Source organism: Curvibacter sp. APW13 (assembly GCF_032337135.1).
Classification (GTDB): domain Bacteria; phylum Pseudomonadota; class Gammaproteobacteria; order Burkholderiales; family Burkholderiaceae_C; genus Allorhodoferax.
The window spans coordinates 47,896-72,589 of the sequence record NZ_JAVXZZ010000002.1 but is presented as its reverse complement, the minus strand read 5'-3'; the positions used below and the strand labels follow the sequence as shown (position 1 = coordinate 72,589).

The 24,694-nt window shown below is 61.0% G+C and carries 25 protein-coding genes; 4 read left to right on the top strand and 21 right to left on the bottom strand.

Annotated elements, in window-relative coordinates:
• Positions 1-18 precede the first annotated feature (18 nt).
• Complete coding sequence (locus tag RQP54_RS08680; protein ID WP_315677848.1) at positions 19-1,014, top strand: DUF3369 domain-containing protein; 996 nt, start codon at positions 19-21, stop codon at positions 1,012-1,014.
• 19 nt (positions 1,015-1,033) lie between these two features.
• Here RQP54_RS08680 and acpS read toward each other — a convergent pair whose 3' ends face one another.
• From acpS to RQP54_RS08595, 17 genes are all read right to left on the bottom strand, one after another.
• Positions 1,034-1,432: a holo-ACP synthase gene (acpS, locus tag RQP54_RS08675; RefSeq protein WP_315677847.1), complete on the bottom strand. Its 399-nt coding sequence runs from the start codon at positions 1,430-1,432 to the stop codon at positions 1,034-1,036.
• Positions 1,429-2,181: a pyridoxine 5'-phosphate synthase gene (locus RQP54_RS08670; protein ID WP_315677846.1), complete on the bottom strand. Its 753-nt coding sequence runs from the start codon at positions 2,179-2,181 to the stop codon at positions 1,429-1,431. The genes acpS and RQP54_RS08670 overlap by 4 nt, the downstream gene beginning before the upstream one ends.
• Positions 2,182-2,225: 44 nt before the next feature.
• A complete protein-coding gene (gene recO / locus RQP54_RS08665; protein WP_315677845.1) occupies positions 2,226-2,975 on the bottom strand; it encodes a DNA repair protein RecO in 750 nt (249 codons plus the stop codon).
• 22 nt (positions 2,976-2,997) lie between these two features.
• A complete protein-coding gene (gene era / locus RQP54_RS08660) occupies positions 2,998-3,945 on the bottom strand; it encodes a GTPase Era (protein WP_315678804.1) in 948 nt (315 codons plus the stop codon).
• Between the two features lie 62 nt (positions 3,946-4,007).
• A complete protein-coding gene (gene rnc / locus RQP54_RS08655) occupies positions 4,008-4,694 on the bottom strand; it encodes a ribonuclease III (RefSeq protein WP_315677844.1) in 687 nt (228 codons plus the stop codon).
• Position 4,695: 1 nt separating this feature from the next.
• Entirely contained in the window at positions 4,696-5,049 is a 354-nt protein-coding gene (locus tag RQP54_RS08650; protein WP_315677843.1) for a DUF4845 domain-containing protein, read from the bottom strand.
• A 46-nt stretch (positions 5,050-5,095) separates the two neighbouring features.
• Complete coding sequence (lepB, locus tag RQP54_RS08645; protein ID WP_315677842.1) at positions 5,096-6,061, bottom strand: signal peptidase I; 966 nt, start codon at positions 6,059-6,061, stop codon at positions 5,096-5,098.
• Positions 6,061-7,872 (bottom strand): translation elongation factor 4, encoded by a 1,812-nt coding sequence (gene lepA, locus RQP54_RS08640; protein WP_315677841.1) that lies wholly within the window; start codon positions 7,870-7,872, stop codon positions 6,061-6,063. The genes lepB and lepA overlap by 1 nt, the downstream gene beginning before the upstream one ends.
• Positions 7,873-8,301: 429 nt before the next feature.
• Positions 8,302-9,723, bottom strand: a complete 1,422-nt coding sequence (locus tag RQP54_RS08635; RefSeq protein WP_409997567.1) for a DegQ family serine endoprotease — start codon at positions 9,721-9,723, stop codon at positions 8,302-8,304.
• Positions 9,724-10,313: 590 nt separating this feature from the next.
• Positions 10,314-11,558, bottom strand: coding sequence for a beta-ketoacyl-ACP synthase II (gene fabF, locus RQP54_RS08630; protein ID WP_315677839.1), 1,245 nt, complete (start codon positions 11,556-11,558; stop codon positions 10,314-10,316).
• 132 nt (positions 11,559-11,690) lie between these two features.
• A complete protein-coding gene (gene acpP / locus RQP54_RS08625; RefSeq protein WP_315677838.1) occupies positions 11,691-11,930 on the bottom strand; it encodes an acyl carrier protein in 240 nt (79 codons plus the stop codon).
• 102 nt (positions 11,931-12,032) lie between these two features.
• On the bottom strand, positions 12,033-12,779 hold the full coding sequence (gene fabG, locus RQP54_RS08620; RefSeq protein WP_315677837.1) for a 3-oxoacyl-ACP reductase FabG: 747 nt from the start codon (positions 12,777-12,779) through the stop codon (positions 12,033-12,035).
• Positions 12,776-13,726, bottom strand: coding sequence for an ACP S-malonyltransferase (fabD, locus tag RQP54_RS08615; RefSeq protein WP_315677836.1), 951 nt, complete (start codon positions 13,724-13,726; stop codon positions 12,776-12,778). The genes fabG and fabD overlap by 4 nt, the downstream gene beginning before the upstream one ends.
• Positions 13,727-13,762: 36 nt before the next feature.
• Positions 13,763-14,740, bottom strand: coding sequence for a beta-ketoacyl-ACP synthase III (locus RQP54_RS08610; protein WP_315677835.1), 978 nt, complete (start codon positions 14,738-14,740; stop codon positions 13,763-13,765).
• 18 nt (positions 14,741-14,758) lie between these two features.
• Positions 14,759-15,793, bottom strand: a complete 1,035-nt coding sequence (plsX, locus tag RQP54_RS08605; RefSeq protein WP_315678803.1) for a phosphate acyltransferase PlsX — start codon at positions 15,791-15,793, stop codon at positions 14,759-14,761.
• A 95-nt stretch (positions 15,794-15,888) separates the two neighbouring features.
• On the bottom strand, positions 15,889-16,071 hold the full coding sequence (rpmF, locus tag RQP54_RS08600; RefSeq protein ID WP_011794326.1) for a 50S ribosomal protein L32: 183 nt from the start codon (positions 16,069-16,071) through the stop codon (positions 15,889-15,891).
• 113 nt (positions 16,072-16,184) lie between these two features.
• Complete coding sequence (locus RQP54_RS08595) at positions 16,185-16,739, bottom strand: YceD family protein (protein WP_315677834.1); 555 nt, start codon at positions 16,737-16,739, stop codon at positions 16,185-16,187.
• Positions 16,740-16,766: 27 nt separating this feature from the next.
• Between RQP54_RS08595 and RQP54_RS08590 the strand changes: the two genes are divergently transcribed.
• Positions 16,767-17,372 carry a Maf family nucleotide pyrophosphatase gene (locus RQP54_RS08590; protein ID WP_315677833.1) on the top strand — a complete coding sequence of 202 codons (606 nt, stop codon included), beginning with the start codon at positions 16,767-16,769 and terminating at the stop codon, positions 17,370-17,372.
• Complete coding sequence (locus RQP54_RS08585; RefSeq protein WP_315677832.1) at positions 17,369-18,124, top strand: SAM-dependent methyltransferase; 756 nt, start codon at positions 17,369-17,371, stop codon at positions 18,122-18,124. The genes RQP54_RS08590 and RQP54_RS08585 overlap by 4 nt, the downstream gene beginning before the upstream one ends.
• 19 nt (positions 18,125-18,143) lie before the next feature.
• On the opposite strand, the gene RQP54_RS08580 is transcribed toward RQP54_RS08585, so the two are convergent.
• Genes RQP54_RS08580 through RQP54_RS08565 form a run of 4 tightly spaced genes read right to left on the bottom strand, consistent with a single transcriptional unit; the run spans position 18,144 to position 21,294 of the window.
• Positions 18,144-19,172: a S49 family peptidase gene (locus tag RQP54_RS08580; protein ID WP_315677831.1), complete on the bottom strand. Its 1,029-nt coding sequence runs from the start codon at positions 19,170-19,172 to the stop codon at positions 18,144-18,146.
• 2 nt (positions 19,173-19,174) lie between these two features.
• Positions 19,175-19,564, bottom strand: coding sequence for a Rieske (2Fe-2S) protein (locus RQP54_RS08575; RefSeq protein WP_315677830.1), 390 nt, complete (start codon positions 19,562-19,564; stop codon positions 19,175-19,177).
• Entirely contained in the window at positions 19,561-20,241 is a 681-nt protein-coding gene (locus RQP54_RS08570) for an HAD-IA family hydrolase (RefSeq protein WP_315677828.1), read from the bottom strand. Before RQP54_RS08570 ends, RQP54_RS08575 begins: the two co-directional genes overlap by 4 nt.
• Before the next feature lie 15 nt (positions 20,242-20,256).
• Positions 20,257-21,294, bottom strand: coding sequence for an RluA family pseudouridine synthase (locus tag RQP54_RS08565; RefSeq protein WP_315677827.1), 1,038 nt, complete (start codon positions 21,292-21,294; stop codon positions 20,257-20,259).
• 500 nt (positions 21,295-21,794) lie between these two features.
• Here RQP54_RS08565 and RQP54_RS08560 point away from each other — a divergent pair, with 500 nt between their 5' ends.
• Complete coding sequence (locus tag RQP54_RS08560) at positions 21,795-24,653, top strand: Rne/Rng family ribonuclease (protein WP_315677826.1); 2,859 nt, start codon at positions 21,795-21,797, stop codon at positions 24,651-24,653.
• Positions 24,654-24,694 lie beyond the last annotated feature (41 nt).

The following is a 24,694-nucleotide window of genomic DNA, read 5'->3' as shown; positions in this document are numbered from 1 at the left end:
TAGCAAGCGAGCCTGTCCATGTCGGATGATCTGGTTTTCAATGACGAATTGCCCAACCTGGCGCCGACCAGCGCTGTGAAGCCCTGGCATGTCATGGTGGTCGACGATGAGCCCGCTGTTCATGAAGTCACCAAATTGGTGATGGCTGGCTTTGAAATGGATGGCCGCCCGATCCAGTTCACCCATTGCTACAGCGCTGACGAAGCCCGTCGAGCGCTGTCACAGCCCAACGACATCGCGCTAATCCTGCTCGACGTGGTCATGGAAACCGAACACGCGGGCCTGGACCTTGCCAAGCACATCCGCGATGTAATCGGCAACCTCAACGTTCGCATCGTCCTGCGCACGGGCCAGCCGGGGCAGGCCCCCGAAGAGCAAGTCATCAAGGACTACGACATCAATGACTACAAGGAAAAGACCGACCTCACGCGCAGGCGCCTGATCACGGTGTTCTACGCCGGCCTGCGCGCGTACCGGGACCTGATGCGCATCGAACACGCACGCCAGGGGCTCAAGCGCTCGATCCAGGCGCTGAGCCAGATCTATGATTCGCGCTCCATGCGTGGCTTCGCGTCAGCAGTGCTCGAACAGGTCAATGTCGTACTGGACCTGAACGGCCAAGGCATCTGCGCAAGCCACATTGCCGCCTACACCGCCAGTTCGGGCAACGGGGCATTGCGCGTGCTGGCGGCTACCGAGGCCTATTCCCAACTGATCGAAGGCGACAGCCTGGACCGCCTGCCACAACATGTCCACAGCGCCATCGAAGGCGCCCTGGCGCGCAAGTCGGGACACTACGGGGACAAGGTGTACGTGGGTTACTTCCGCACCAACGTCGGCAGCGAGAACATCATCTACATGGAGTTTCCCGAGAACATCGGCGCTGCAGCCAGGGAGCTGCTGGAAATCTTTTCCCACAATGTCGCCATCGCGTACGACACACTGCTGCTGCATGAAGATACGGAAAAGGCCTTGCGCGAGACAGTCGCCAAGCTCGAGGCCCTGGGGCACTAACCATCAAGGGGGCGTTTGACTACTGGTCAACCGACTCCACCACACAAAAGCTGGCCGCGTAATCCGTCTCATCGGTGACGCTGATGTGCGCCCGGTATCCGCGGCTTTCGAACCATTCCTTCAGGGGGCCATGCAGCACGATGACGGGTGCACCACTGGACAGGTTGGCAATCTCGCAGGAACGCCAGGTCATGGGCATGCGCATACCCAAGCCGATGGCCTTGCTGAACGCCTCCTTGGCGGAAAAGCGGGTAGCCAGGTAGCGCACTCCACGCTGTGGCCAGCGCGCGCTGCGCCGCTGCCATTGCGCCAACTCGGCCTCGCTGAGCACCTTGTGCGCGAAACGCTCGCCGTGGCGCTCCAAGCTGGCCTCGATGCGGCGCACGTCGCAAATATCGGTACCAATGCCGACGATCATGCCGCAGGGCCCAGACACTGCAGATAAGCCTGCACCGTTGCGGCGTAGCCCATCTCCAAGGCGTCGGCAATCAGGGCATGTCCAATCGATACTTCCAGCAGGCCCGGCACACGGCGAGCAAAGGCCGCCAGGTTGTCCCGATTGAGGTCGTGCCCGGCGTTGACTTCCAGACCCGCATCCAAGGCGGCCTGCGCCGCTGCTGCAAAGCGCTGCAGTTGCGCCTCCTGCTCGGCGCCCCCCCATGCTGCAGCATATGGCTCCGTATAGAGCTCCACCCGGTCTGCCCCGAGCGCCTTGGCCTGTGCCATGGGCTCGGTCTGCGCATCCATAAACAGACTGACCCGCAGGCCCCAGGCCTTGGCCTGCGCGATGATCGGACGCAAGCGCGCATTGTCCTGAGGCAAGGACCAGCCGTGGTCACTCGTGAACTGTCCTTCGCTGTCGGGCACCAGCGTGATCTGGTGCAGCGGTAGACCCCGTTCGCGCAGCTGCGACACGCAATCCATCAGGTTATGGAATGGATTGCCCTCGATATTGAGCTCACGCCCTGGCCATCGCTGCAGCACCGACGCAATGTCCAGCACATCCTGCATCCGTACGTGGCGGGCATCGGGTCGGGGATGGAGCGTGATGCCCGCCGCACCCGATTGCAGGCACAGTTCGGCCGCACGGGTCATACTTGGGATGCCCAGATGCCGGGTATTGCGCACCAGCGCCACTTTGTTGAGGTTGACGGAAAGATTGGTCATGGACGGGGCCCCAGATCGGCGAATGAATCAAAGTAGACAGGCTTTCACAAGGCCTGCACATCCTGCATCACCTGGCGGGTACGCAGGCGGGAAACGCCACAATGGTACTGGAGCATCTGCCGCAGCTGCGGCTTCAGACCGGACAGGCCCTCGCTGCAACAGGTCAGCACACGCGAAAACACCATGTCGCTCTCAAGTGCCGCCTGCAGCGCCAGCCATTGCGTGGCAGTCAGTGCCTGCGTTTCCTGCACCGAGGCTGCACGCAGCCCAGCATCCGGCACCAGAACATAGGCCTGCTGCTTCTCCAAGGGACTATGGGTCAGAGTCTGCACGTTCAGCAAGGGCAACAATCCCACTTCGTGCAAGAGCAGAAGCTCAAAGGTGCGCAAGGCCGCCTGCAGCAGTTCGCCATGTTCTGCAGCCAGCAGGTGCACCATGCGGGCGTAGTGGTCAAACAGACGTGGATGCGGATCGTCTCGCCCCAACAAGCCCAGAACCAGCTCATTGATGTAGAAGCCCGACATCAGGGAGTCGCCGACCGGCATCACATAGCCGCCTTGCCAATCAGCCGATTTCAGGGTGCGAATCTCGCCCTCCCCCCCAAAGGCCAAGTGCAGAGGCTGCAAGGGCAGCAACACCGGACGAAAGGACGAGGTCGGGCGCTTGACGCCTTTGGCCACCAAGGCCGTGCGCCCATGGTGGCGAGTGAACACTTCCAGGATGAGACTGGACTCACTCCAGTCATAACGGTGCAGTACGAAGGCAGGCTCGTCCGCAATGCGCCGGGGGGCCATTTAGCGTTACCGCCGTACCAGTTCACTCATAACCAAAGCTGCGTACCCGCGCTTCGTCATCGGCCCAGCCCGAGCGCACCTTGACCCACAACTCGAGAAAGACCTTGGCATCCGCCAGCTTTTCGAGCTCAACACGGGTTTCCATGCCAATGCGCTTGATGCGCTCGCCCTTGTCGCCAATGACCATGGCCTTGTGGCTATCGCGCTCCACCACGATGGTGGCCGCAATGCGCAGCAGACGCTTCTGCCCTTTGCGCTGTGGGGGCTCCTCATCGAACTTGTCGATGACGACCGTGGAGGTGTAGGGCAACTCATCACCGGTCAGCCGGAACAGCTTTTCACGCACCAGCTCGCCCGCCAGGAATTTCTCGCTACGGTCCGTCAGCTCGTCGGGCGCATACCACCAGGCTTGCTGCGGCAGGTAAGCTGCACAAACCTGCAAAAGCCGTTCTACATCCTTGGGGTTCTTTGCCGACATCGGCACGAATTCACGAAACGGGTGGCGCTGCTGCATGGCCTGCAGCCATGGCGCGATATCGCTGCGACGATGCACGTTGTCCAACTTGTTCGCCACCAACAGGGTCGGAATGTCCGTTCCGATAAGCTTGAGTACCCGCTCATCACTGGGCGCAAAGGTGCCGGCTTCAACCACGAACAATACCAGGTCAACGTCTGCCACCGCACCCACCACCGCCTTGTTCAGGGACTTGTTCAGCGCGTTGCCGTGCAGGGTCTGGAAACCCGGGGTGTCCACGAAAACGAATTGGCTTTCTCCGACAGTGCGCATACCCGTGATGCGGTGACGGGTGGTCTGCGCCTTGCGCGAAGTGATGCTGATCTTCTGTCCGACCAGGGCATTGAGCAAGGTTGACTTGCCCACGTTGGGCTTGCCAACGATCGCAACGACACCACAGCGTTGCCCTTCCTGGGGGGCATCAGCGGCAGCCGGTCTTCCAAGCGACTTCAGCATGGCGTCCACATCAGGCGCCCCGGAATCGACGACAGCGTCCGCACGGACTGGTGGTACGGCTTTCATGTAATACCTTTGGCTTTGATTTGTTCAAGCATCGCGGCCGCCGCAGCTTGCTCGGCCGCACGGCGGGACCCGCCCAGGCCACGTTGCGCGCAACGCAACTCATCAACGCGGCATTCGACATCGAAACTCTGCTGGTGGGCTGCCCCCAGCACCGCAACGACACTGTAGACCGGAAGCTTCATCTTGCGGCCCTGCAGCCACTCCTGCAACTCTGTTTTGGCGTCTTTGCCGGCTGCCTGCATCTGGGGATTGATGTCGACGTTCTGGTAGAGACGCTTGACCAGGGCCAGCGCGGCATCAAACCCGCCATCGAGGTAGACGGCACCGATCAAGGCCTCCAGCACGTCCGCCAGGATGGAGGGGCGCTTGTTTCCACCCGATCGGCTTTCGCCCTCGCCCAAACGCAGACACTGGGATAAGCCCAGGTCCAAGGCGAGCTGGTAAAGAGTTTCCTGGCGAACCAGATTGGCGCGAATGCGGGACAAATCGCCCTCGGTCTGGTCCTGAAGGCGCTCATACAGCATGGCTGAAATCGAGAGATCCAGGACCGCATCCCCCAGGAACTCCAAGCGCTCGTAGTGATCCGCCGAAAAGCTGCGGTGCGTCAGCGCAGTCTGCAACAGCTTCGTATCCGCGAAGCGGTGCTGAAGCCGTTGTGCAAGGAGATCAAGCGCGTCTGTCACCTTACTTGGTGCGCCCGGAATACTTGAGCGTCAGGTAGGCAGGCCCGGCCAAATGGATCTCACGCTGGTACGCAAAACTGACCACGACCTTTTCACCTTCCTTGCTGACTTCGATGTCCTTGCCAGTGATCGACTTGATGTCATTGATCGCTGCAGCCTTGTCAAACAGGTCGCGCGCCTCCAGCGGGGTTTGCCCGCCTCGGGCCGCTTCAGCAGCGCGGGTAATGGCGTGGTATTCGATATAGGTCGGAACCACTTGGGCGGTAACCACCCCCAGCACACCGAAAACCGCTGCATTGAACAACAGGCCGAAGAAAGTGATTCCGCGTTGAAGGGATCGAGGAGATGAACGCATCAGCAGTGCTCCCAAAAAAGGAATTGAATGGTATCAATACACGAGGTCAATCGAAACTGCCAATGCGCTTCGGATTGCCAAAATTCATCCAAACGAAAAAGGCTTTGCCCACGATGTTGGCATCCGGAACAAAACCCCAATAGCGCGAGTCCAGGGAATTGTCCCGGTTGTCCCCCATCATGAAATAGTGCCCTTCAGGCACTTTGCAGGTCACCCCTTCAATGGTGTAGGCGCAGGCCTCACGGCCAGGAAAGTCTTCGATACCTGCAACAAAGGCGGGCTGGCGATCGTCGTTGAGCAAGCGGTGCTTCTTGTCGCCGATCGTTTCCTCGTACTGCTTGAAATAGCGCATCATGCTCTCGTCGAAGTACTCGGGCATGGGCTGCGTGACAACGGGCACACCATTGATCGTCAGCCGCTTGTTGATGTAGGCCACGGTATCTCCGGGCACCCCCACCACACGCTTGATGTAGTCCATGCTCGGCTTGGGCGGGTAGCGGAACACCATCACATCGCCGCGCTGCGGGGGCGTCCCAGAGGTGATCTTGGCATTGATCACCGGAAGGCGGATGCCATACACAAACTTGTTCACCAGGATCAGGTCTCCCACCAGCAAGGTGGGAATCATGGAACCCGAAGGAATCTTGAAAGGCTCGAACAGGAACGAACGCAAGAAGAACACCGCGATGATTACGGGGAACAACCCGGCAGTCCAATCCAGCCACCAAGGCTGTGCCAGCAGCTTACTCTGCACGGCAGCCACATCCACCTCGTCGTGGGCGATGCCCAGCTTCTGCAACTCGGCCTTGCGTTGAACGGCCTGCGCCTGAACCTCCGCGGCAGCCTTTTGTCGCTGGGGCAGGAAATAGAAGCGCTCGGCCAGCCAGTAGAGCCCGGTGACCACAGTGGCCAAGAACAGCAGCAAAGCAAAGTTGCCCTCAATGAGCCCGAGGTACCAGGACCCGGCGTACAGCCCGAATGCGCCCAAAACGGCGGCGGTAAATGCTTGCATCAATCTTCTACCTGCAAAATGGCCAAGAAGGCCTCTTGGGGCACTTCGACCGAACCGATCTGTTTCATGCGCTTCTTGCCCGCCTTTTGCTTTTCCAGCAACTTGCGCTTGCGGCTGATATCTCCGCCGTAGCATTTGGCCAGCACATTCTTGCGCATGGCCTTCACAGTCTCGCGGGCGATGATGTTGGCTCCGATGGCAGCCTGGATGGCCACATCGAACATCTGACGGGAAATGATTTCCCGCATCTTCGCCACCACGGCACGGCCCCGGTATTGTGACTGAGAACGATGCACGATGATCGAGAGCGCATCGACGCGGTCGCCATTGAGCAGGATATCCACCTTCACGACGTCGGAGGCTCGGTATTCCTTGAACTCGTAATCCATCGATGCGTAACCACGGCTGACCGATTTGAGCTTGTCAAAGAAGTCCAGCACGATCTCACCCAATGGCATCTCATAGGTCAACATCACCTGGCGACCGTGGTAGGCCATGTTGATCTGCACGCCGCGCTTCTGGTTTGCCAGCGTCATGACCGTGCCCACGTAGTCTTGGGGCATGTACAGGTGCACCGTGACGATCGGCTCCCGGATTTCGTCGATCTTCGAGACCTCAGGCATCTTGGATGGGTTCTCCACCATGACCAGTTCACCATCGGCCTTCAGCACCTGGTAGACCACGCTCGGCGCCGTGGTAATCAGGTCCTGATCGAATTCCCGTTCAAGACGTTCCTGCACGATCTCCATGTGCAGCAAGCCCAGGAAGCCACAGCGGAATCCGAACCCCAGGGCCTGTGATACCTCGGGCTCGTATTGCAGGGACGCGTCGTTGAGTTTGAGCTTTTCCAGCGCATCACGCAAAGAATCGTACTCACTGGCTTCCGTGGGATACAAGCCCGCAAACACCTGTGGCTGGATCTCCTTGAAGCCCGGCAGAGGGTCAGTGGCCGTAAATGCTGCTCCACCGCTGCCCTGCTTGACCATGGTCACGGTATCACCCACCTTCGCCGCTTGCAATTCCTTGATGCCAGCAATGATGTAACCCACTTCGCCAGCTTCCAGCGAATCGCGCGCTTCGTTGGCGGGCGTGAAAACGCCGAGTTTTTCTGCGTTGTACTGCGCCTCGGTCGCCATCAGTTTGATGCGCTCCCCTTTTTGCAGGCGCCCATCGACCACGCGCACCAGCATGACCACGCCGACATAGCTGTCGAACCAGCTGTCGATGATCATGGCACGCAATGCACCGTCCGGATTCCCGCGCGGCGCCGGCACTTTGGCCACAATAGCTTCCAGAATATCGTCGACACCCATGCCACTCTTGGCCGAGCAGGGGATCGCCGCAGACGCGTCGATCCCAATCACGTCCTCAATTTCCGCCTTGGCGTTTTCCGGATCGGCCTGCGGCAAATCCATCTTGTTGAGCACCGGCAACACCTCGACGCCCAGGTCAAGCGCCGTGTAGCAATTCGCCACTGTCTGCGCTTCAACACCCTGCGAGGCATCGACCACCAGCAATGCCCCCTCACAGGCCGAGAGGGATCGACTGACCTCATAGGAGAAGTCCACATGGCCAGGCGTATCGATGAGGTTGAGGTTGTAGGTGTTGCCGTCCTTGGCCTTGTAGTGCAGTGCCGCGGTCTGCGCCTTGATGGTGATGCCACGCTCTTTCTCGATATCCATCGAGTCCAGAACCTGCGCCTCCATCTGCCGCTCCTCCAGGCCGCCGCAGCGTTGGATCAAACGATCGGCCAGCGTGGACTTGCCATGATCGATGTGGGCGATGATGGAGAAGTTACGTATGTGATTCATCGACAAACAAGCCAAATCTGGCCAACAAAAATGCGCTAAGCGCCAATAAAAAAGGGCGCGGCCAAGAGGCCGCGCCCTGAACCAACAATCTTTGGCAACTGCGAAGGTTGGAGCTTCATTGTAGGCAAAAATTGTGGTCTCAGGACCCTATTTCCGATTCCGGGTGGCCGTTGCGACTCAGCAACAACCAACTTATTCACATCTTATCAACAGACCATCCTGCAAAAATGTGAACAAGCTGTAGATGCATTGTGGAATACCAGCCACTCTTTTCACATTGTGGTCTGCCAACACCAAGTGTCCCCAAAAACATCGTCAGTCCGTCAATTTTACCCGCTCAATTGAAGAAACGCCGAGCACGCCTGCAGCGGCATACCGGTGCGCCCAAACAACACCGGCCACCCAAACCCCTAGCAGCGGCTAGGTTTTCTACCGCGGACCAAATTTGAGAATGGCGTACTGCGTCCACTCGCCACGCTTAAACAGAATGCTCAGCGGCTTGGACTTGTCCTGTTTGGATACCACCGTCTCCAGCTCCCGTACCGAGGCGACCTCCGAATTGGCAGCAGCAACAATGACATCACCTTCCCGCAAACCCGCCCGCGCTGCGGAATCGGTCACACCGTCCACACGTACGCCAGCCTTGACCTTGAGTTCCTTGCGTTGCGCATCGGAAAGCTCGCTGACAGCCAGGCCCCAGGCCTGCAACGCGCCTGTGGAAGGAATCTTCTCTTCCTTGCCTTTGGCCTTGACCGCAGGCTTGTCGCTTTCGATTTCCGCAATCACCACCGTCAGGTCCTTGCTGCTTCCGCGCCGGAATACGGTGACGGTGCTGCGATTGCCCGGTTTGGTGCTGCCAACAAGACGTGGAAGGTCACTCGATTTCTCGATCGTTTTGCCATCAAACTTGGTGATGATGTCTCCCGCCTCGACGCCCGCCTTTTCTGCCGGAGAACCGCTTTCGACGGCGCGCACCAATGCTCCCTGGGGTTTACCCAATCCGATGGACTCGGCGACCTCCTTCGTGACTTGCTCAATTTGAACGCCGATGCGACCACGGGAAACGCGTCCGTTGGCCCGCAGCTGGTCGCTCACACGCATTGCTTCATCGATCGGAATGGAAAACGAGATGCCCATGAATCCACCGGAGCGTGAATAGATCTGGCTGTTGATACCGACCACTTCGCCACGCATGTTGATGAGTGGTCCGCCCGAGTTGCCGGGGTTGATGGCCACATCCGTCTGGATGAAGGGCAGGTAGTCCCCCGTATCGCGTTGCTTTGCGCTCACGATACCGGCCGTGACTGTGTTCTCGAGACCGAATGGAGACCCAATGGCCATGACCCATTCTCCAACTTTGAGACGATTGACGTCGCCAATCTTGACAGCGGGGAGACCGCTGGCCTCGATCTTGACCACCGCCACATCGCTGCGCTTGTCGGCACCAACCAACTTGGCCTTGAATTCCCGCTTGTCCGTCAGCGTCACGATCATCTCGTCGGCGCCATCCACCACATGGGCGTTGGTCATGATCAGGCCGTCCGACGACAACACAAAGCCGGAGCCGACGCCACGGGGCTGCTCTTCCTCCTGGGGCTGTGGACGGTTGGGCCGTGGGCCTTGGCGCGGAAGGTTGGGCAGCGGCAATCCGAATCGCCGGAAAAACTCCAGCATCTCTTCTTCGCTGGGCCCGCCGCCATTGGCCTGTCGACTCGATACCCGCTCCAGCGTGCGAATATTGACTACCGAGGGACTGACCTGCTCCACCAGATCCGTGAAGTCCGGGAGTGTGCGCGTCTGAGCACTTGCTGGAGCAGGTCCACCCAGCCCTCCGACGAACGCCATGGCCATGGCGACTGAACCAACAACGCGCCGAGCCGACGCAGTGAACGGAGATGGGTCGAAGAGCATAGTGAAATAGGTAGACAAGGGGGGATTGAGTAGATAGTGACGCTGGATCGGCCTTCAAGGTTGACCCGAGCCAAACACCGCACAACGCAGGCGATGCCACGCCAAGGGGTCGGATCCCTGAGCCAACCAGAGCCAATGCACCCGCTTGGTCGAGGATTCCATGGCGCGCACTAACAGGACAACTTGCAGATCCAAGGGAATCTGCAGCGTGCATGGCTCGCTCGAAAGCAGCGCATCCGATCTATCCGCCCCTTGCGCAGCACGGACCAATGACCATTCGCGCCGATTCCATTCCAAACGGCGAACACTGGGCGACCTGCATTCGAAGACGGCAACCGCGGCGCACGCAGCTACCACCGCACAAAGCAGCCCGACGTCGAGCCCCTCGCGCCAGCCTAGCCATATCGCCAACATGCCGATCAACCCGCAAGCGACCACCCAAGGCACTGCCGCTACCTGCCAACCCGGCCCCGCAGCCCAGACCACGGCGGGCGGTTGGTAGCGAGGGTCCGTGGCAGAAAGCACTGGATTTACGCGCGTTTGAACACCAAGGTACCGTTGGTACCGCCAAAACCGAAGTTGTTCTTGACGGCCACATCAATGCGCATGTCGCGCGCGGTATTGGCACAGTAGTCCAGATCGCATTCCGGATCCTGGTTCTGCAGGTTGATGGTCGGTGGGCTCTTTTGGTGGTGCATGGCCAGCACCGTGAACACCGATTCCACACCACCGGCGCCACCCAGAAGGTGCCCGGTCATGGATTTGGTGGAATTGACCACCACCTTGCGCGCATGGTCACCCAAGGCTGCCTTGATGGCGTTGCTTTCGTTCACGTCACCCAAGGGGGTCGACGTGCCGTGGGCGTTGAGGTAGTCGACTTGATCAGCGTTAACCCCAGCGTTAGCCAATGCACTGAGCATGGCTCGACGCGGGCCGTCCATGTTGGGCGCGGTCATGTGTCCGGCGTCGGCACTCATACCAAATCCGGCCAGTTCGGCATAGATCTTGGCGCCGCGCGCCTTGGCATGCTCGTACTCTTCAAGAACCAGCACGCCAGCGCCCTCTCCGAGTACAAAGCCATCGCGGTCCTTGTCCCAGGGGCGCGACGCAGCGGTCGGATCGTCGTTTCGAGTGCTCAGCGCACGCATGGCGGCAAAACCACCAATGCCCAGCGGCGACACCGTCGCTTCAGCGCCACCAGCGATCATCACGTCGGCGTCACCGTACTCGATCATGCGCCCTGCCTGGCCGATGCAGTGCAGGCCCGTGGTACAGGCGGTCACGATGGAAATATTCGGGCCCTTGAAGCCGTAGCGCATCGACACATGACCCGAGATCATGTTGATGATGGTGGCGGGCACAAAAAACGGGGAAATCCGACGTGCTCCACGGTTGACGAATTCACTGTGGGTGGATTCGATCAAGGGCAGGCCACCGATGCCCGAACCCACAACACAACCGATGCGTACCGCCTGGTCTTCGCTCAATGCCTCTCCGGTCGCCAGACCTGCGTCCTGTACTGCCTGCGCCGCGGCCGCAATGCCGTAATGGATAAAGGTATCCATCGTGCGTGCTTCCTTGGCAGGCATGTATGCCTCGACGTCAAAGTTACGCACTTCACCCGCAATCTTGCAGGAGAACGCGGACGCGTCGAACTTCGAAATCACATCCACACCCGACTTGCCAGCCAGCAAGTTGTTCCAGGCATCACCCACGGTGTTGCCCACGGGGCTGATGCAGCCCAAACCTGTTACGACTACTCGACGACGAGACATAGCGATCAGACCTTATGGTTATCCAATGGTGAGCCGAAAACGACTCAGACAAAAAAAAAGGGCAACGGGGTTCCAGTCGCCACAATGCACCGGAACCCGTCACCCCCTGGGGCGCGCACGCCCACTACGCGATCAGGCCTTTTTATGGGCGTTGGCGTAGTCGATGGCGTTTTGAACCGTCGTGATCTTCTCAGCATCCTCATCCGGAATTTCAATGCCGAATTCGTCTTCCAATGCCATCACCAGTTCTACGGTGTCCAGGGAGTCAGCACCCAGATCGGCCACGAAAGCCTTTTCATTGGTGACTTGAGACTCTTCAACACCGAGTTGCTCGGCAATGATTTTCTTGACGCGTAATTCGATATCGCTCATGTGTTCCCTCTAAGGGTGGTTGAAAACAATCCGTGATTTTACCCAAGTTAGAGACGGTGCCCTAAATGGCTTGGCCTGCACGGATACAGCAGACCAAAGTTCTTACATGTACATGCCGCCGTTCACATGCAACTCCTGGCCGGTGACATAGGCTGCTTCCGGCGAGGCGAGGTATGCCACTGCGTGCGCAATGTCGGAAGGTTTGCCCAGATGCCCCAGGGGAATCTGCGACAGCAAGGCTTTCTGCTGCTCTTCGGGCAGGCTTGCTGTCATGTCGGTTTCAATGAAGCCTGGCGCGACGCAGTTCACCGTGATGTTACGCGAGCCCAGCTCGCGGGCCAGCGCCCGCGTCATCCCGGCGACACCGGCCTTGGCGGCCGCGTAATTGGCTTGTCCTGGGTTGCCAGAAGCGCCCACCACCGAGGTAATGCCGATGATGCGGCCATAGCGCTGCTTCATCATGGGCCGGATGGCGGCACGGCTCATGCGGAAAACACCCTTGAGGTTGGCATCCATCACCGCATCCCAGTCATCGTCCTTCATGCGCATGGCCAGGGTGTCTCGGGTGATGCCGGCATTGTTCACGAGGATATGCAGGGCACCGAATTCCTTGACCACGGCATCCACCAATGCATCGCACTGCGAACCATCCGCTACGTCAAGCACGCGCCCAGCACATCCAGGGAAGTCCGCCAACTGTGCGGCGATCCGCTGTGCACCGGCCTCGGTGGTCGCAGTTCCGATGACCTTGGCCCCTTTGCGTGCCAGCTCCAGCGCAATCGCCGCGCCAATGCCGCGCGAAGCACCCGTAACAAGGGCGACTTGCCCTTCCATGCGCACTGCCGTCATGCCAACAACTCCTTGGTTTCATTCAATGTAGCGGGATCCATCACCATGCCGGAACGCATGTCCGCCTCGATGCGCTTGACCAGACCTACCAGTACCTTACCAGGGCCACATTCCACTACTGTGACAATGCCGCGCGCTTTCATGGCCCGCACGCTTTCGACCCAACGCACCGGGCCGAAGGCCTGTCGGTACAAGGCGTCTTTGATGCGGACTACGTCAGTCTCCACGGCCACATCGATATTGTTCAGCACATCGATGCCAGGTTTAGCCAAGTTGATCGTTTCCAGGTGGGCCTTGAGCCTTTCTGCTGCCGGCTTCATGAGCGACGAATGGAACGGGGCCGACACAGGCAACAGCAGCGCGCGTTTGGCACCACGGCTTTTGAGCACCTCGCAGGCTTTGTCGACAGCCGCCTTGCTGCCGGCAATCACGGTCTGTGCCGTATCGTTGAAGTTCACGGCCTCGACCACTTCGCCGCTAGCAGCACCGAATTCGGCCGTCACCTCGACGCAGGTCTGGGCCACTGCGGCAGACTCCATTCCCAGCACCGCGGCCATGGCACCCGTACCTACCGGCACTGCATCCTGCATGGCTTGGGCACGAAAACGCACCAGAGGCGCGGCTTGCGCCAGAGTCAAGGCACCACTGGCGACCAGCGCCGAATACTCACCGAGCGAATGGCCGGCCACCAGCGAAGGCTGCAAGCCGACCTCAGCCATCCACACGCGGTAGGCTGCCACGCCCGCCACCAGCATGACGGGCTGGGTATTGGTAGTGAGCGCCAGCGCTTCCTTGGGGCCCTCGTGGATCAGGCGGCCCATGTCTTCACCGAGCGCGTCCGACGCTTCCTGCAGCGTCTGGCGCACCACTGGGTGGTCACCCCACGCATCGAGCATGCCGACTGACTGGGAACCCTGGCCGGGAAATACAAAGGAAAATTGGGTCATATTGCTTATCAGCCCTCGTCGTTACTGCGCAAGCAGCTATAAAACCAGTAGCACCGCACCCCAGGTGAAGCCACCACCGACGCCTTCGAGCATGGCCAGCTGGCCCGCCTGAGTGCGCCCACTGCGCACCAGATGATCCAAGGCCAGGGGGATAGATGCCGCCGAGGTATTGCCATGCTGGTCCACGGTCACCACCAGTTTGTCGGCCGGCAATTTCAGCTTTTTCGCCGTGCTCTGCATGATGCGGATATTGGCCTGGTGGGGAATCAGCCAATCAATGTCCGCATCGGTTTTTCCGGCTTTCGCCAGTGTTGCCCGTGCTGCGTCTTCAAGTACACCGACCGCCAGCTTGAACACCGCCTGGCCATCCATGCGAAGCAAGGGGTCACCCATGACAGCGCCGCCATTCACATGTCCCGGCACACACAGGATATCGACATGCCGACCGTCGGCGTGCAGGTCGCTGGCCAGGATGCCCGGCGTAGCGGAAGCCTGCAGCACCACGGCACCGGCCCCGTCGCCAAACAACACGCAGGTCGTGCGGTCGGAAAAATCCAGGATGCGCGAAAACACTTCCGCACCCACGACCAGGGCGTTGCGGGCAGCTCCCGTGCGGATCATCGCATCCGCAACGGTCAAGGCATAGACGAAACCGCTGCAGACCGCCTGTACATCAAAAGCGGCACAGCCATTGGCGCCGATCTTGTTCTGCAGGATGCAGGCGGTAGAAGGAAACACCATGTCCGGCGTGGACGTGGCAACAATGATCAGGTCCAGATCGGAGGCCGCAATGCCCGCAGCGTCCAGGGCCTGGCGCGCTGCTTCGGCACCCAGGTCGCTGCTGAAAACGCCCGCATCGGCAAAATGGCGAGCCCGGATCCCGGTGCGCTCGACGATCCATTCATCCGAAGTTTCGACCCCTTTTGCGGCCAACTCGGCCACCAGATCGGCGTTGCTCAGGCGGCGCGGCGGCAGACAGCTGCCGGTACCGGCAATACGGGAATACAGAGTCATCAATACATACAGAAAGGCTCAGACCGGAGCCGCCGCCGCTGCCGTTGCCGACAGCAAGGGAGCCGCATGGTCCACACGAGCCTTCACCTGTTCAGTCAAGTTGTTCCGGGCCGCATCATACGCGCGACTCAAGGCGTTGCCAAAAGCGACGGCATCGGCCGAACCATGGCTCTTAAACACAAGCCCGCGCAATCCAAGCAATGCAGCGCCGTTGTAACGACGATGATCTACGCGTTTTTTAAGCGCAGATAAAACCGAATAGGCCAACAAGGCAGCAAATTTCGTAAAGATATTGCGAGAAAATTCCGCCTTTAGGAAACTGCCGATCATCGACGCCAGACCTTCGCTGGTCTTCAGGGCCACGTTGCCGACAAAGCCGTCGCAGACCACGATGTCCACCACACCCTTGAAAATATCATTGCCTTCCACATTGCCATAGAAGTTCAGATCACCGGAGTTGGCCGCATTTCGCAGCAGTTCACCCGCTTTTTTGATAACTTCATTGCCCTTGATGGCTTCTTCGCCGATATTGAGCAAACCGACACGCGGTGACTCGTCACCGCTGAGCACCGACACCAAGGCCGACCCCATGACGGCAAACTGCAGAAGGTGCTCGGCCGTGCAGTCGACGTTGGCACCCAGGTCCAGCACGGTTGTCGCGCCACCGGTGGCATTGGGGATCTGCGCCGCAATGGCCGGTCGCTCGATGCCTTCCATGGTCTTGAGCACATAACGTGCAATCGCCATCAGGGCACCGGTGTTGCCGGCAGAGACCGCAGCCTGTGCAGCCCCTTCCTTCACTTGCGCAATCGCCACGCGCATGGAGGAGTCCTTCTTCTTGCGCAGCGCTACCTCCAGCGGGTCATCCATGCGCACCACCTCGGAAGCCGCCACCACGCGGGCGCGCGGATGCGAGAACTCAGCCAGCACCTCGGGCAAACCGACCAGAATCAGCTCAGCGTGGGGATGAGCCTCCAGAAAGGCTCGGCAAGCGGGCAGCGTCACCGACGGACCATGGTCGCCGCCCATGCAGTCGACCGCCAGAGTAATCACCGACACATTGTTCTCCATTGAAATTCGTTCACCAATGAAAAAAGCCCGTCGCTACAGCAATTTGTAGCTTCGGGCTTTGGGGTGTCTGTCAGCGATCAGGCTTCAGACTTGTTCTTCAGCACCTGGCGACCACGGTAGAAGCCGTTAGGGCTGATGTGGTGACGCAGGTGCGTTTCACCGGTGGTGGGTTCCACAGCGATGCCGGGAACGGTCAACGCGTTGTGCGAGCGGTGCATGCCGCGCTTGGAGGGAGATTTTTTGTTTTGTTGAACAGCCATGATTCGCTCCTGAGCGAAGGTGCTGCCCAAACGGCAACACGTGAAGGTTAGTAAAAACGCGCCGAGGGGTTAATGCGCGAAGCCGCTGATTATAGCGCCATTCAGGGCGTCTGTCACGTCCTGTCTTTGGACTTCAGTTGCTGCAGCACCGCAAACGGGTTGGGCTTGGCGTCGACCTCTTCTGAAAAGCCCTGATCCACCGCTTCAAAACGAGGCTTCTGGGGACATTCGTCATGCTTCGGAATCGGCGGCAAGGCCATGATCAGCTCGTCCTCCACCAGAGCCTGCACATCGAAGTCGCGGCTCAGGACGAGGACATCTTCCTCGCTTTCCTCATCCTCGGCTTCCGCCTGCTTTTCGTTGGCGACAAATCGAAAGCTTTGCTCAATTTCGAGGGGGATCAGTGCTTCGGCCATGCAGCGCTGGCAAGTCATGGGCACCTGGGCCTGGGCATGCAGATGCAACCAGACCTGCGGTTGGGCGCCGTAACGCTGGGTGCGCAGCTCACCCTGGACACTCCAATGCACCACCAAGCCTTGGGCGCTACCCTGAATGCTCTCGCACAGGCGCTCCAAGGCAGACAGTTCCGTCTGCAATTCCAATACCGCGCCTTCGGAGGCAAAAATCTCGACGGGCAGATGCCGCGGGTTAAACGGTGTGTGGGTCATGGTGCAAGTGTAAGAGAATCCCCCACCATGACAGCCTCACCCCCCCGCCCGCTGATCCTGGGCTCCAGCTCAAAGTACCGCAAGGCCTTGCTGGACCGCCTCTGCATTGCCTATACCGTCCAATCGCCGGATGTCGATGAAACCCCGCTGCCCGGCGAAACGCCCGAGAAACTTGCCCGGCGCCTGGCATTGGCCAAGGCACGGGCCGTGGCCCGCCAGCACCCGGGCAGTGTCGTCATCGGCTCCGACCAGGTGGCAGACCTGAACGGTGAGCCACTGGGCAAGCCCGGTACCCACGAACGGGCCGTGGAGCAATTGCGCCGCATGCGTGGCCAGACCGTGGTGTTTCAGACCGCGCTGGCCGTGGTGTGCGAAGAAACCGGTTTTTCCGAATGCGACCTGGCCCCGGTACGCGTCAAGTTCCGGGACTTGAGCGATGACGAAATCGAGAACTACCTGCGCATGGAGCAACCCTATGACTGCGCCGGCAGCGCCAAGAGCGAAGGTCTGGGCATCGCACTGCTGGAATCGATCGACAACGACGACCCCACGGCCCTGGTGGGCCTGCCACTGATACGCACCTGCCGGATGCTGCGGGCGGCTGGGATCAATCTGCTTGCTTCGCCCGCATGACCGGCACGCTCTACCTGGTTCCCGCCCCACTGGACTTCGGTTGCGATTCACCCAGCGCACTGGAGGTGGCTCTCCCGGCCCATACCTTGCGCACTGCAGCCTCCCTGCGCCACTGGATCTGCGAAAACGCCAAGACCACCCGCGCCTACCTCAAGCGCATCGAAGCGGCATACCCGCTGTGCGACACCCTGCAGGCCATGCAGATCACCGAATTGCCGCGCGAAGTGCACAAGAAAGGCGACCATCAGGGTGAATTCGATGCCCGCCCGCTGCTGAAAGCGGCGCTGGAAGGCCACAACATCGGTCTCGTCAGCGAAGCGGGCATGCCCGCCATCGCCGACCCAGGCTCCTCCGTGGTGCGCGCTGCGCACCAGCTGGGCATACCGGTAGTCCCCTTGGTCGGTCCCGTGTCCCTGATGCTGACCCTGGCTGCCAGTGGCCTCAATGGCCAGAACTTCGCCTTTGTCGGCTACCTGCCGGCGCAGGAGCCGCAGCGCACCCAGCGCATCACGGAGCTGGAAGGCTTGGCCCACAAGTCCGGACAAACCCAGCTCTTCATCGAAACGCCCTACCGAAACGCAGCGTTACTGCAATCACTACTGAAGGGACTACGTCCCGGCACCGTCCTGGCCACCGCCAGTGGCTTGACGCTGGACAGCGCCAGCGTGCGCAGTGCCAGCGTACAGGATTGGCGCCGCAAGGCATGGACCGTGGAGCAGGATGTCCCGACGGTCTTCGCCCTCGGCCGCTGAAACGCTTGGCTGGGCGAAATCAGTGCACGGCCGGGAGTGAACGCAGCGCCTGCACTGCGCCTTGGCCGATCGCAGCCCCAAAGCGCTTCACCAGGCGTTCAGCCACGTTCTCGTGGTGGGTGTAATCCACCAACTCTTCGGCCTTGATGACCTCGCGGGCCACGTAGTCGATGTTGCCGAAATGGTCGGCCAGCCCCATGTCAATGGCCTGCTCACCGGTCCAGAACAGGCCGCTGAAGGTTTCCGGGCTTTCCTTCAGACGCTGCCCACGCCCTTTCTTAACCACCGCAATGAACTGCTGGTGGATGCGGTCGAGCATGGCCTGGGCGAATTCGCGCTGCTTGGCGGTCTGGGGGCTGAACGGGTCCAGGAAACCCTTGTTTTCACCCGCCGTCATCAGGCGCCGCTCGACACCAAGCTTGTCCATGAGTCCGGTGAAACCAAAGCCATCCATGAGCACCCCAATGGAGCCGACAATGCTGGCCTTGTCCACATAGATGTCGTCCGCCGCCACGGCAATGTAGTACGCCGCTGAAGCACAGGACTCCTCGACCACCGCCAGCACCGGCTTGCTGTGCAGCTTCTTGAGGCGGTTGATCTCGTCGTTGATGATGCCGGCCTGCACCGGGCTGCCGCCAGGAGAGTTGATCAGCAGCACCACCCCTTGCGCACCTTTGTCTTCAAAGGCGCTGCGCAGCGCCGACACGACGGTTTCGGCACTGGCCTCGGCACCCGATGCAATCTCACCCTTGATCTCGACCACCGCCGTGTGAGGCGAACTAACGTCCTTCGGTGATCCCCCGCGCTCCATACCCAGCCACACGAGGGCCACAAAGAACAACAGCCACGCCAGCCGGATGCCGTTGCGCCAGCGCCGTGCCTGACGCTGCTCGACGAGGGAGGCCATGGCCAGCTTCTCGAGCATGTCACGCTCCCATCCCGGCTTGGCATTTGCTATGTTTTCAGTAGCTGCCTGCGCAGCATTCACGCCGGCCTTCGATGGTTTTTGCCCATCTTCGGGATTCGTGGCGGTGGTGTAATCGTCCATGATCAGAATTCCATCTGTGCAATATGGGTGGAAGTATGCCAGTGGACCTTGCCGTCCATTTCGCTGACTGCCACGGGAACGAGCCCGCCGCGACAGGGGCCAGCGCGGCATTGCCCCGTTTTCGGGCTGTACATGGCGCCATGCGTGGAGCACATCAGCCATTGGCCGGTGGAATCGAAGAACTTGTTTGGCTGGTAGTCCATTTCCATCGGCACGTGGGCACAACGATTGAGGTAGGCGTACACCAGTCCTTCATAGCGGAACGCAAAGGCACGGCAATGGCGGCCCAGGTACGTCACATCAAAGGGCACGGCATCGGCACCCTGCACCAATTGCGCGGATTCACAGAGGTACACCGCCTGCGAGCCTACCTGGGGTGTGGAAAGATTCACAGACGACCCTCGAACCATTGATGCAGTTCCGCCACCGAATGGGCCACGTGCAGGGGTTGCAGTGCCGTGAATGCCTCCAGTTCGTGCGCCCCATAGCTCACACCCACACTGGGGCAACGCGCGTTGAGCGCCATCTGCAGGTCGTGGGTGGTATCACCCACCATGAGCACCTGGTGCGGCTCGAGCCCAAACTCTTCCATCAACTCGTTCAGCATCAGGGGATCGGGTTTTCCCGCAGTCTGGTCCGCCGTGCGCGAGCTGTCGAACAGCCCCTGCAGCTCCACCGCTTCGAGCGCATGGTCCAGCCCTTTGCGGCTCTTCCCCGTGGCCACTGCCAGCAAGACTCCCCGCTCACGCAGGCGCTGCAGCATGGGCAACACTCCGTCAAACAGACTGATGTCGTCCTGGTGCTGGAAATAATGGTGCCGGTAGCGCGCGCCAAGCTCCGGGTATTTTTCGGGCGGCACGTCGGGCGCCGCATGGGCCAGCGCCTGCATCAGGCCCATGCCGATCACGTATGAGGCGGCCTCCACCGTGGGTCGGCGACCGCCGACATCGACCACCGCCTGCTGGATGCAGCGCGTGATGATGGCGGTGGAATCGAACAGGGTGCCGTCCCAGTCAAAGGCCACGAGGGCGATGGGGCTGGTCCGTGCGGGAAGAGAGTGGGTGGTCATGTCAGATAGCGCGCATCAAAAGGCGGCGCGAACAAATTGGGCCAGATCGGCATCCAAGTCTGCCTGAAGTTCCAAGGCCTCACCGGTCAGCGGGTGCTTACATTGCAATTTCCAGGCATGCAGGAACATGCGCCGGAGTGGCAGGGGAGCCTGCGCCCGGGCCAGCGCCTTGTTCAAGGCAAAGTCGCCATACTTGTCGTCACCGAGGATGGCACAGCCCTCGCTGGCCAGGTGCACCCGGATCTGGTGCGTGCGTCCGGTCTTGATCGTCACTTCCAGCAGCGAGGCACCATGGGGCAATTCGTCCCGTGCAGCGGTCGTGGCCAGCACCTTCACCAGGGAAAGGGCCGCCATGGCGTCCGGATGGTCCTTGGGCACGACCTTGACCCGGCGCTCCTCAGAAGGTGTGCCTTCATTCACCGTGGTCTTGTGCAGGGACTTGTCCAGCACCTTGAGCTTTTCTGGCCACACGCCGTCCACCGCGGCCAGATAGACCTTGCCGGTCTCGCGCCCCCGGAACTGCTCCTGCAGGTCCTTCAGCGCACTCTTCTTCTTGGCGATCAGCAGCAAACCGCTGGTTTCACGGTCGATCCGGTGCACCAGTTCGAGGAACTTGGCCTGCGGGCGGGCCATGCGCAGCTGCTCGATCACCCCGAAACTGACCCCCGAGCCGCCATGGACAGCCACACCGGCCGGCTTGTTGATGGCCAAAAAGGACTCGTCCTCCCAGACCACTGGGAAGTCGCCCTGCACCTGCCCCCGCACGACGGCCTGCGCCATGCGCTCCTTCTTCTGCTCCACCCGTTCGCTGGTCCGAACTGGCGGAACCCGCACCACATCGCCTTGCGCCAAGCGGGTTTCGGCCTGGGCACGTCCCTTGTTCACCCGCACCTCACCACTGCGGATGATGCGGTAGACATGGGTCTTGGGGACCCCGACCAGGTGCCGGATCAGGAAGTTGTCCAGGCGCTGGCCGTCGGCGTTTTCGTCCACCGTGAGCAATTTCACTTGTGCCGCCACCGTCTGGGGTTTGGACTCTATAATGTGTTTCACTGACGGTTGGCGGTAAGTGGTTGATTTGCTTGGAGTTTAGTCCACAAGACCCCCATCAGCCGTTGGATGAGTCGATGTTGCCGCCCTGATCACCCGAGAGAATCACCCGCCAAAGCGCGTGATGGCCGGTTGCCAGAACGGTCAAGCCGACGGATTGAAACACTGATACGGAATACCCCAAGTGTTCAGACCATTGCGTTCTGGGCACGGATTCAGACGACATGTTTGTGTTGCTGTTACGCCTGATTGCACTGTGCCAGCGGGGCCAACGCGCCCTTTGCTTTGGCATGAATCAGGCTGTGGCCCTTACCAATACTGCGCAGACAGCTACCAAACCGGTAGCAAGTGCACAGCTGCACGCCGTCGTCCCCATCCACGCGCCAGGCCCTGAATACCTCGAGTAATCAGGCCACGATCGGCAATTCCACCGCGTTTCGCTCCGTCAGCAAAACATCTCGCGCCCCTACAGGGCATGTTTTTACTGATGAAGGACGCACTCCATGAAACGGATGCTGATCAACGCCACGCAGGCCGAAGAACGCCGCCTGGCCATTGTCGACGGACAGAAACTCCTCGACTATGAAATCGAAATCGAAGGACGCGAGCAGCGCAAGGGCAACATCTACAAGGCGGTAGTCACCCGCGTCGAACCCTCGCTGGAAGCCTGCTTTGTCGACTACGGCGAAGACCGGCACGGTTTCCTGCCGTTCAAGGAAATCTCCCGGATGTACTTCAAGGAAGGCGTATCGCCCTCCCAGGCGCGCATCCAGGACGTGATCAGGGAAGGCCAGGAACTGCTGGTCCAGGTCGAAAAGGAAGAGCGCGGCAACAAGGGCGCAGCCCTGACCACTTTCGTCTCGCTGGCCGGCCGCTATGTGGTGCTGATGCCCAACAACCCCCGCGGTGGTGGCGTTTCGCGCCGCATCGAGGGCGATGACCGTGCCGAGCTCAAGGAAAACATGGACCAGTTGGAATACCCCAACGGCATGTCCATCATCGCGCGCACTGCCGGGATCGGCCGCAGCGCCCCGGAACTGCAATGGGACCTGAACTACCTGCTCAAACTCTGGAACGCCATCGACGGCGCGGCCAAGGGCGGCAAGGGCGCCTTCCTGATTTACCAGGAATCCAGTCTGGTCATCCGCGCCATCCGCGACTACTTCAACCACGACATCGGCGACATCCTGATCGACACCGACGACGTGTACGAACAGGCCCAGCAGTTCATGGCCCACGTGATGCCCGAGCACGCCGCCCGCGTGAAGCGCTACCGTGACGATGCCCCGCTGTTCAGCCGCTTCCAGATCGAACACCAGATCGAGTCGGCCTACGCCCGCACGGTGCAGCTGCCCTCCGGTGGCGCCATCGTGATCGACCACACCGAAGCGCTGGTGTCCGTGGACGTGAACTCGGCCCGCGCCATCAAGGGTGGTGATATCGAAGAAACCGCGACCCGCACCAACCTCGAAGCCGCGGACGAAGTGGCCCGCCAGATGCGCTTGCGCGACCTCGGCGGTTTGATCGTCATCGACTTCATCGACATGGAAGAGTCGCGCAACCGCCGTGACGTGGAAAACCGCCTGCGCGATGCGCTGCGCCAGGACCGCGCCCGCGTGCAGTTCGGCACCATCTCCAAATTCGGCCTGATGGAAATGAGCCGCCAGCGCCTGCGCCCGGCCCTGTCCGAGGGGGCTTCGATCCCCTGCCCGCGCTGCGGCGGCTCCGGCCACGTCCGCGATACCGAAAGCTCGGCGCTGCAGATCCTGCGCATCATCCAGGAAGAGTCCATGAAGGACAACACCGCTTCCGTGCTGGCCCAGGTGCCGGTCGAAGTGGCGTCCTTCCTGCTCAACGAGAAGCGCAACGAGATCACCAAGATCGAACTCAAGCAGCGCATCAACGTGCTGATGGTGCCCAACAAGGCACTCGAAACGCCGAACTACAAACTCGAACGCCTCAAGCACGACGACCCGCGCCTCGACCACATCCAGGCCAGCTACAAGATGGCCGACGTGAAGGACGAGGCCACTTCGGTAACCCGCCGTTCGCAGGAACCGACCAACAAGCAGACCCCGGTGATCAAGGGCGTGCTGCCCGACGCTCCCGCCCCTGTGGCCCCACCCAAGCCAGCCCCCGCACCCGCGGCGGTTCCCGCTCCGGTAGCCAAGGCGGAGCCGGCAGCACCAGCGTCCGGCGGCTTCTTCGGCTGGCTCAAGTCCCTGTTCGGTGGCTCGCCGGCACCTGCGCCAACCCCCGCACCCGCTGCGACACCCGCAAAACCCGAAGGCCAACGCGATGGCCGCCCCGGCCGCGATGGCCAGCGTGGCAACCGCAACGGTGATCGCCGTGGCCCGCGTCCCGAGGGGCGCGGAGAGGGCAGCCGCAACGGCGGCGAAGGCGGCGCAGAACGCGGCGGCGAGCGCAATGGCCGCGGTGAGCGCAATGGCCGCAATGGCCGCAACGGTGAACGTGGTGAGCGCAATGGTCGCCCCGAGGGCCAGGGCCGTGAGCGCCAGGAAGGTGATCTGCGCACGCAGACCGCCGCGACCGACTCCACGTCCGACAACGGCAATCGTGAACCACGCGCCCCTCGCGGCGAGCGCCAGGAACGCGGCCCCCGTGGCCCGCGCCAAGGCGAAGCCCAGGCCCCCCGCACAGAGTTGGCCAATGGCACCGACGAAACCCTGAACGCAACGCAAACACCGACCGCCGAGGGTGGAGAACCCCGTACGGAAGGCCGCGAGCGCGGTGAACGTGGCGGTCGCAACCGCAACCGCAACCGTGGCGAACGCCAGGACCGCACGCCGCGTGATGAAGCTGCAGCGACCGAAGCCGGAGCCGATACCGCCCTGATGAGTACGGCCGAAGACAATGCACCGGCTACTTCCGGTGAAGCAGGCGAGGGCCGCGAACGCCGCTCCCGCGACCGTTATGGCCGCGACCGAGGCAACCGTGGCGATCGCGCCAACCGCCCACCCCGCGCGGAAGATGCTGCACAGGAAACCCTGCCATTTGCACAGGCAACGGCGGTGGCCGAGTCTGCCTCGGCCCCGGCAGCCCAAGCACCCGTGGCTGCGGCAACGACGACCGCTTCTTCGATGCCCCGCGTTGCGAGCTACGCCCTGCCGATGGATGCCTTGGCACAGATTGCCCAGGATTCGGGTCTGCAGTGGGTCAACTCCAACCCGGAGCGGGTCGCCGCCGTGGCTGCTGCCATTGCTGCAGAACCCAAGCCGGTGCATGTACCGCGCGAGCGCCCCGCACCCGTGGTGCTGGACGACCGCCCGCTGATCCTGGTGGAAACCCGCAAGGACTTGCGTGAAATGACTCTTCCTTTCGAGGAAAGCCAGTCGGCCTGAAGCAGCACTGCACCGGGTGGCGTCGCATGCATCTGCATGGC

Coding starts and splice junctions, on each gene's coding strand:
- RQP54_RS08680 (WP_315677848.1), top strand. CDS start 19: ATGTCGGATGATCTGGTTTTCAATGACGAATTGCCCAACCTGGCGCCG.
- acpS (WP_315677847.1), bottom strand. CDS start 1,432: ATGATCGTCGGCATTGGTACCGATATTTGCGACGTGCGCCGCATCGAG.
- RQP54_RS08670 (WP_315677846.1), bottom strand. CDS start 2,181: ATGACCAATCTTTCCGTCAACCTCAACAAAGTGGCGCTGGTGCGCAAT.
- recO (WP_315677845.1), bottom strand. CDS start 2,975: ATGGCCCCCCGGCGCATTGCGGACGAGCCTGCCTTCGTACTGCACCGT.
- era (WP_315678804.1), bottom strand. CDS start 3,945: ATGCTGAAGTCGCTTGGAAGACCGGCTGCCGCTGATGCCCCCCAGGAA.
- RQP54_RS08650 (WP_315677843.1), bottom strand. CDS start 5,049: ATGCGTTCATCTCCTCGATCCCTTCAACGCGGAATCACTTTCTTCGGC.
- lepB (WP_315677842.1), bottom strand. CDS start 6,061: ATGCAAGCATTTACCGCCGCCGTTTTGGGCGCATTCGGGCTGTACGCC.
- lepA (WP_315677841.1), bottom strand. CDS start 7,872: ATGAATCACATACGTAACTTCTCCATCATCGCCCACATCGATCATGGC.
- RQP54_RS08635 (WP_409997567.1), bottom strand. CDS start 9,723: ATGGCCATGGCGTTCGTCGGAGGGCTGGGTGGACCTGCTCCAGCAAGT.
- fabF (WP_315677839.1), bottom strand. CDS start 11,558: ATGTCTCGTCGTCGAGTAGTCGTAACAGGTTTGGGCTGCATCAGCCCC.
- acpP (WP_315677838.1), bottom strand. CDS start 11,930: ATGAGCGATATCGAATTACGCGTCAAGAAAATCATTGCCGAGCAACTC.
- fabG (WP_315677837.1), bottom strand. CDS start 12,779: ATGACGGCAGTGCGCATGGAAGGGCAAGTCGCCCTTGTTACGGGTGCT.
- fabD (WP_315677836.1), bottom strand. CDS start 13,726: ATGACCCAATTTTCCTTTGTATTTCCCGGCCAGGGTTCCCAGTCAGTC.
- RQP54_RS08610 (WP_315677835.1), bottom strand. CDS start 14,740: ATGACTCTGTATTCCCGTATTGCCGGTACCGGCAGCTGTCTGCCGCCG.
- rpmF (WP_011794326.1), bottom strand. CDS start 16,071: ATGGCTGTTCAACAAAACAAAAAATCTCCCTCCAAGCGCGGCATGCAC.
- RQP54_RS08595 (WP_315677834.1), bottom strand. CDS start 16,739: ATGACCCACACACCGTTTAACCCGCGGCATCTGCCCGTCGAGATTTTT.
- RQP54_RS08590 (WP_315677833.1), top strand. CDS start 16,767: ATGACAGCCTCACCCCCCCGCCCGCTGATCCTGGGCTCCAGCTCAAAG.
- RQP54_RS08585 (WP_315677832.1), top strand. CDS start 17,369: ATGACCGGCACGCTCTACCTGGTTCCCGCCCCACTGGACTTCGGTTGC.
- RQP54_RS08580 (WP_315677831.1), bottom strand. CDS start 19,172: ATGGACGATTACACCACCGCCACGAATCCCGAAGATGGGCAAAAACCA.
- RQP54_RS08570 (WP_315677828.1), bottom strand. CDS start 20,241: ATGACCACCCACTCTCTTCCCGCACGGACCAGCCCCATCGCCCTCGTG.
- RQP54_RS08560 (WP_315677826.1), top strand. CDS start 21,795: ATGAAACGGATGCTGATCAACGCCACGCAGGCCGAAGAACGCCGCCTG.